Genomic DNA, 6,580 nt, shown 5'->3' on the forward strand with positions numbered 1-6,580 from the left:
TTCCGGAACGGAACACCGGCCCCTCCCGCGCGTGCGGACCGCGGCGGGGGCTGCCGCGGTCGACCGCGGACCTAGAGCGGCAGGCCGCTGATGCTGCCGCCGTTCACGCCGCCCAGCAGGCCGCCGACCGGGCCGAGCGAGTTGGTGAGGCCGGACAGCGGGTTGTTCGGGCCGAGGTCGGCGCCGCCGAGCCGGTTGGCCGAACCGTGCTCGGCCAGGCCGAGCACGTCGGTGGCGGGCAGGCCGCCGGGCAGCGCGTGTTCGACCGAGCCGAGCGGCAGGGCGCGCTCCACGGCGCTGGTGGGCAGCGCGCCGGTGAGGGCGTCGGTGCCGGGGACGGCGCCGGAGAGCTTGTCGGCGCCGGGCACCGCGTGGGCGAGCGCACCGGCCTGGCCGAGGCCGCCGACCGGGCTGCTGCCGGCGTTGGCGCTGCGGGTGCCCATGCCCTTGCCGGTGACGGCCTCGCCGAGCTTGCCCGCGAGCGCCGAGGCGACCCTCGGGGTGACGGCGGAGAGCTGGCCGGTGGTGGCGGCGGTCTGGTCCACCGGGGCGGTCAGCGAGCTGGCCTTCTCGTTCGCCTCGGGGAGCTGGTGGGCGACGATGTTCCCGGCGGCGTCGGCGGAGGCCGGTACGCCGGCGGCGACGGTGGCCGCGCCGGTGGTGCCGGCGGCCTGGCCGAGCTGGTGGGTGGTGTGCTGCAGGGTGGAACCGGTGTCGGTGTTGGTCAGCTGGCCCAGCGGCGCCGCGAGGTCGCTCTTGGGAAGCAGGGCGTCCCCGCCCAGGGCGGACGCGGAGCCGGCCGCGACCAGCGGGGTCGCTCCGGCGGCCACGACGAGCGCGGCCTGGGCGATCCGGCGCGTGAGGGGGTGAGACATGAGGCTCCTCGAAGGGGTCTGGGTCCGTCCCGTCCGCCGGGTGGACGATCCGGGTGCGGACGGGACCTGGCGGACGACGTTGTTACCGCTTGAGAAGCCAGAAGGTTTCGGCCGGAGCAAGGAACGCGCCTGACCGACCATCGGATCGTACGACCGCAGCAGGCGTCCGTCCCGGCCCCGCGGGAGGCCGTCGGGCCGCCCCGGGCAAGGGGAGTGACGGTTCTCCGGCCGGGGTCGCCGGAACGGGCGGCCGGTCCACCGCGGTTGACCGGAATCACCCGTCCGGCGGCTACCCGAACGTGAGTGCGTCAGCCCTTTCCGTACGGCGCCAGGGTGACCTGGACGAGCTTGGTCGACGTCCCCGAGGTCTGGGTCTGCCAGCCGTCCTCGGACTCGGACTTGCGCCAGATCTTCCCGTCGTAGGCGACCGTCGCGATGCCCAGCTGCTGGGCCTGGGCGACCGCCCAGTGGGCCACCTCCCAGCCGCTGGCCCGCTCGGCGGACGCCCCGGCGTCGGCCCCGGCGTCCGCCGAGGTGGTCAGCGCGGCGGCGGCCGGGTCCGGGGTCAGCGCGACGGCGTTCTCCGCGCCCTTGATCGTCGAGGCGTAGCCGGCCGCCGGGTTGACCGTCTTGCCGAACTCCCGGCGCACCCGGTCGGACAGCACCTGGGTGCGGTCCGGCTGCGCGGCCGGGGCGGACGTCGCGCCCGCCGTCGGCGACGGCGAGTCGGCCGGGTCCGGCTTGGCGTAGTCCTTCACCACGCAGGTGAACGAGGCGGGCTCCCGGCCGGCCAGCGCCGAGGTGAGCAGCGTCGCCTTGGTCTCGTGCTTGGCGTACGCCTGCGGGTAGCCGCTCTTCTGCACCGCCTGGGCCGCGTCGGTCAGCGGCAGCCGGGTGTAGCCGGGCACCTTGACCAGACCGTCCAGGAACTTGTTGGTCGCGTACACCGGGTCCGCGATCTGCTCCGGGGTGCCCCAGCCCATCGAGGGCCGCTGCTGGAACAGGCCGATCGAGTCCCGGTCGCCGCCCGCGAGGTTGCGCAGCTTGGACTCCTGCATCGCGGTCGCCAGCGAGATCGCCGTCGCCCGGTCCGGCAGGCCCCGGGAACGCGCCACCGCGGCGATCGTCGCCGCGTTGGCGGCCTGCGGCAGCTCCAGCGTGCCGCTGCCGGCGGCCGTCTTCACGGAGCACTCCTCCGTGGCGCCCTGCCGGAAACCGAACCACCAGATCCCGACCACCGCCAGGCCCGCGACCATCGCCAGGCCGATCAGCCCGACCAGCACGAGCAACAGCGCGCGGACCGGACCACGACGGCGGGGCGCCTCTTCGTCGCCCAGCTCGTCGCCCAGCTCCTCGCTGTTCCTTCTCCTGGCCACCGTCGCCCCTCTCGCGCCCGCCTTCTTGATCCGACACCGTACCCACTCGGACGGATGTGCGGCGCATTCCGGTTGCCGGTCCGCGGGCGTTCCCGGTCGCAGGACGACCACGCGGAGTGCCGATCCGACGGCACTAGGCTGACGTCATGAGCAGCCCGAACCCGACGCCCCTGGACCTGACCCTCGACGGCGGCACGCTGACCGCGCGCCTCGTCGACTTCCCCTCGGTGAGCGGCGACGAGCAGGCGCTCGCCGACGCCGTCGAGGCCGCCCTGCGCGGCTACCCGCACCTGACCGTGGACCGCTACGGCAACAACGTGGTCGCCCGGACGAACCTGGGCCGCGCCGAGCGCGTCGTGCTGGCCGGCCACCTGGACACCGTGCCGATCGCCGACAACCTGCCCTCGTACGTCGACGGCGACCTGCTCTACGGCTGCGGCACCTCCGACATGAAGTCCGGCGTGGCCGTGGCGCTGCGCCTCGCCGCCACCCTGACCGAGCCCAACCGCGACCTCACCTACGTGTTCTACGACTGCGAGGAGGTGGAGGCCTCCCGCAACGGCCTCGGCCACCTCGCCAAGGACCGCCCGGACTGGCTGGCCGCCGACTTCGCGGTGCTGATGGAGCCCAGCGGGGCCATGGTCGAGGGCGGCTGCCAGGGCACCCTGCGGGCGCAGGTCCGGCTCAGCGGCGTACGCGCCCACGCGGCCCGCAGCTGGCTCGGCGACAACGCCATCCACCACGCCGCCGAGGCGCTCACCCGGCTGGCCGACTACCGGCCGCGCCGGGTGGAGATCGACGGCCTGGAGTACCGCGAGGGCCTCAACGCGGTGCGGATCGACGGCGGTGTGGCCGGCAACGTGATCCCGGACGAGTGCGTCATCACGGTCAACTTCCGCTACGCGCCGGACCGCAGCGAGGCCGAGGCGGAGAAGCACGTCCGCGAGGTCTTCGACGGCTTCGAGCTGACCGTGACCGACTTCGCCCCCGGCGCCCTCCCCGGCCTCTCCCAGCCCGCCGCCAAGGCCTTCCTGGCGGCCACCGGCGGCCAGGCCCGGGCCAAGTTCGGCTGGACCGACGTCGCCCGGTTCAGCGCGCTCGGCGTCCCGGCGGTCAACTACGGGCCGGGCGACCCGAACTTCGCGCACAAGCGGGACGAGCACTGCTCGCTGAGCGCCATCGCCGAGACCGAGGACCGCCTGCGGGCCTGGCTGACCAGCTGAATCGAAAGCGTTCGCGGTCGGTCCCCGGGGCGGTCGAACGCCATCTTCCGGTTGCCCAACCGACCTTCCCCCGTTGCCTGAAATCGGGGGAAGGTCGGCGTAGGGTTTCGTCATGACAGGCACAGGAGACGACAAGCAGTACGGACACGGCCCCGAGCAGGTCGGCGTGCCGCGGAAGAAGAAGGCCTGGCCCGAGAAGCAGAAGGGCCCGGTGCTCGTGCGCCGGGACCAGGTCGGCACCAGCACCACGGACCAGCGCCTGCTGGACACCACGGGCCCCACCGACTGGCTGCACACCGATCCCTGGCGGGTGCTGCGGATCACCTCCGAGTTCGTCGAGGGCTTCGGCGCCCTCGCCGAACTCCCGCCCGCGATCAGCGTGTTCGGCTCGGCCCGGACCCCGGCCGACTCGCCCGAGTACGAGGCCGGGGTGGCCATCGGCCGGGCCCTCGCCGAGGCCGGCTACGCGGTGATCACCGGCGGCGGCCCGGGCGCGATGGAGGCCGCCAACCGCGGCGCCACGGAGGCCGGCGGCCTCAGCGTCGGGCTCGGCATCGAGCTGCCCTTCGAGCAGGGCCTCAACGAGTTCGTCGACCTCGGGCTGAACTTCCGTTACTTCTTCGTCCGCAAGACGATGTTCGTGAAGTACGCCCAGGGCTTCGTGGTGCTGCCCGGCGGGCTCGGCACGCTGGACGAGCTGTTCGAGGCGCTCACCCTGGTGCAGACGAAGAAGGTCACCCGCTTCCCGGTGATCCTCTTCGGCAGCGCCTACTGGGGCGGCCTCTACGAGTGGTTGAAGAACACCCTGGTCGCGCAGGGCAAGGCGGCCCCGCGCGACCTGGAGCTGTTCCACATCACGGACGAGATCGACGAGGTGCTGAAGATCCTCGCCGACGCCCGCCGGCCCGCGAACGAGATCTAGCGGGGGGCACGCGAGCGACGACCGTCGGCACCGGGTCCGAGCGCCCCGGAGGCGAGCCGAGCGCAAAAAAGAGGGATTCCTAGGCCAGCCCCCGGCGGGCGACCGCCGGGGGGCGGGTGCCCCGGATCGAGGCGACCATGTCCAGCACCTGGCGGGTCTCCTCGACCTGGTGCACCCGGTAGACGCGGGCGCCCAGCCAGGCCGAGACCGCCGTGGTGGCCAGGGTGCCGAGCAGCCGCTCGTCCACCGGCCGGTCCAGGGTCTCGCCGACGAAGTCCTTGTTGGAGAGCGACACCAGCACCGGGAAGCCGGTCGCGGTCATCTCCGGCAGCCGCCGGGTCGCCTCCAGCGAGTGCCGGGTGTTCTTGCCGAAGTCGTGCCCCGGGTCGATGATCACCGCGTCCCGGCGGACGCCCAGGCCCACCGCCCGCTCGGCCAGCCCGACGGTGACCCGCAGGATGTCCGCCATCACGTCCTCGTACCCGGCCCGGTGCGGCCGGGTGCGCGGCTCGGCGCCGCCCGCGTGGGTGCAGACCAGCCCGGCGTCGTACCGGGCGGCCACCTCGGCGAGCTTCGGGTCGACCCCGCCCCAGGCGTCGTTCAGCAGGTCCGCGCCGGCCTCGCAGACCGCCTCGCCGACCTCGTGCCGCCAGGTGTCCACGCTGATCACCGCCCCGGGGTGGCGCTTGCGCAGCTCGGCCACGAACGGCACGGTGCGCCGCAGTTCCTCCTCGACCGTGACCTCGTCGCCCGGCCCGGCCTTCACCCCGCCGATGTCCAGGATCGCCGCGCCCTGCGCCATCGCGCGGTCGGCGGCGGCGAACGCGGCCTCGTCCGCGAAGGTCGCCCCCTTGTCGAAGAACGAGTCCGGGGTCCGGTTCACGATCGCCATGATCACCAGCTCGTCGTCACCGAATTCGCGCGGTCCCAGGCGCAGTGCCACCGATGTCTCCTCCACAGCTGCTGCGGGTGCGATGATGGCCCCCGGCCTCACTAGGGACCATGCTGTCATGATCAGCCCGGTTCCCTGGCCCCTCGGAGGAGGCCGACCGGGAGTTCGGGAGGACAGCTCGTGTTCTGGGTGATCGTGGTCGCCATGGCCGTGGTGGTCGGCGGCGCCGCGCTGGTTGCGCTCGGTGGGGGCGGCTCGATGCCGGAGGCGGTGCCGGACCGCATCGCCGCGCGGCTGCCGCAGGACCGCCCGCTGAGCAAGACGGACGTGGACGAGCTGCGCCTGCCGATGGCCGTGCGCGGTTACCGGATGGACGAGGTGGACGACGTCCTGGACCGCCTCGGCGCCGAACTCGCCTACCGCGACGCACGGATCGCCGAACTGGAGGCCGCGGCCCACCTGCGCGGTGCGGTCGAGGCCACCGGCGCCCCCGACCCGGCCGCCGAACCGCTGCCCGGCCTGGAGCAGTTCGCCACGGTGGTCGAGCCCGCCGTCGCGCTCACCAAGCCGCAGGCCCCCGAGGACGCGAAGCCGGTGGAGGACCGGTGACCGGGGCGCCGGGTGGCACCGTGCTCGGCGCGGACGGCCTGCGCCGCTGCGGCTGGGGCGACTCCACCGACGACTACCGGGTCTACCACGACACCGAGTGGGGCCGGCCCGTGCACGGCGACGACGCCCTGTTCGAACGGGTCTGCCTGGAGGCCTTCCAGTCCGGCCTGTCCTGGCTGACCATCCTGCGCCGCCGGGAGGGCTTCCGGGCCGCGTTCGCCGGCTTCGAGATCGGCAAGGTCGCCGAGTTCGGCGAGGCCGACGAGGAGCGGTTGCTCGCCGACACCGGGATCATCCGCAACCGCGCCAAGATCCGGGCGGCGATCGCCAACGCCCGGGTCGCCCGCGACCTGGACGGCGGTCTGGACGCGCTGATCTGGCAGTTCGCCGTCGACCCGGACCGGCCGGCCCCCCGCACGATCGCTGAGGTGCCGGCCGTCACGCCCGAGTCGACGGCGCTGGCCAAGACGCTCAAGAAGGCGGGCTTCCGCTTCGTCGGCCCGACCACCGCCTACGCCCTGATGCAGGCCTGCGGCCTGGTCGACGACCACCTGGCGGACTGCCACGTCCGCACCGGCGGTCGCCGAGCCCGCTAGGGCCTGTCCGGCGGATCTTGCCAGGCGCGCGACGCCGGGCATCCCGCCTGGACGCACGCCCGAATCGCCCAAGTACGTCCAGTACGA

At 73.8% G+C, this 6,580-nt stretch carries 7 protein-coding genes; 4 read left to right on the forward strand and 3 right to left on the reverse strand.

The genetic code is table 11. From position 1 onward, the window contains the following. Window positions 1-71 precede the first annotated feature (71 nt). Together ACFXOZ_RS41645 and ACFXOZ_RS41650 are read right to left on the reverse strand one after the other, a co-directional pair. Entirely contained in the window at window positions 72-875 is an 804-nt protein-coding gene (locus ACFXOZ_RS41645) for a hypothetical protein (RefSeq protein ID WP_375884767.1), read from the reverse strand. Between the two features lie 308 nt (window positions 876-1,183). After that, window positions 1,184-2,251, reverse strand: coding sequence for a hypothetical protein (locus ACFXOZ_RS41650; protein WP_375884770.1), 1,068 nt, complete (start codon window positions 2,249-2,251; stop codon window positions 1,184-1,186). A gap of 146 nt (window positions 2,252-2,397) precedes the next feature. Between ACFXOZ_RS41650 and dapE the strand changes: the two genes are divergently transcribed. Both dapE and ACFXOZ_RS41660 read left to right on the forward strand, forming a co-directional pair. Further along, window positions 2,398-3,474 carry a succinyl-diaminopimelate desuccinylase gene (dapE, locus tag ACFXOZ_RS41655; protein WP_375884773.1) on the forward strand — a complete coding sequence of 359 codons (1,077 nt, stop codon included), beginning with the start codon at window positions 2,398-2,400 and terminating at the stop codon, window positions 3,472-3,474. 112 nt (window positions 3,475-3,586) lie between these two features. Continuing rightward, window positions 3,587-4,396, forward strand: coding sequence for a TIGR00730 family Rossman fold protein (locus tag ACFXOZ_RS41660; RefSeq protein ID WP_375884776.1), 810 nt, complete (start codon window positions 3,587-3,589; stop codon window positions 4,394-4,396). Window positions 4,397-4,475: 79 nt separating this feature from the next. On the opposite strand, the gene folP is transcribed toward ACFXOZ_RS41660, so the two are convergent. Next, window positions 4,476-5,288 (reverse strand): dihydropteroate synthase, encoded by an 813-nt coding sequence (folP, locus tag ACFXOZ_RS41665; RefSeq protein ID WP_380401966.1) that lies wholly within the window; start codon window positions 5,286-5,288, stop codon window positions 4,476-4,478. A 180-nt stretch (window positions 5,289-5,468) separates the two neighbouring features. Here folP and ACFXOZ_RS41670 point away from each other — a divergent pair, with 180 nt between their 5' ends. Both ACFXOZ_RS41670 and ACFXOZ_RS41675 read left to right on the forward strand, forming a co-directional pair. Further along, on the forward strand, window positions 5,469-5,897 hold the full coding sequence (locus tag ACFXOZ_RS41670; protein WP_375884778.1) for a DivIVA domain-containing protein: 429 nt from the start codon (window positions 5,469-5,471) through the stop codon (window positions 5,895-5,897). After that, window positions 5,894-6,493: a DNA-3-methyladenine glycosylase I gene (locus tag ACFXOZ_RS41675; protein WP_375884781.1), complete on the forward strand. Its 600-nt coding sequence runs from the start codon at window positions 5,894-5,896 to the stop codon at window positions 6,491-6,493. Before ACFXOZ_RS41670 ends, ACFXOZ_RS41675 begins: the two co-directional genes overlap by 4 nt. Window positions 6,494-6,580 lie beyond the last annotated feature (87 nt).

The organism is Kitasatospora sp. NPDC059160 (genome assembly GCF_042755465.1).
GTDB lineage: Bacteria > Actinomycetota > Actinomycetes > Streptomycetales > Streptomycetaceae > Kitasatospora.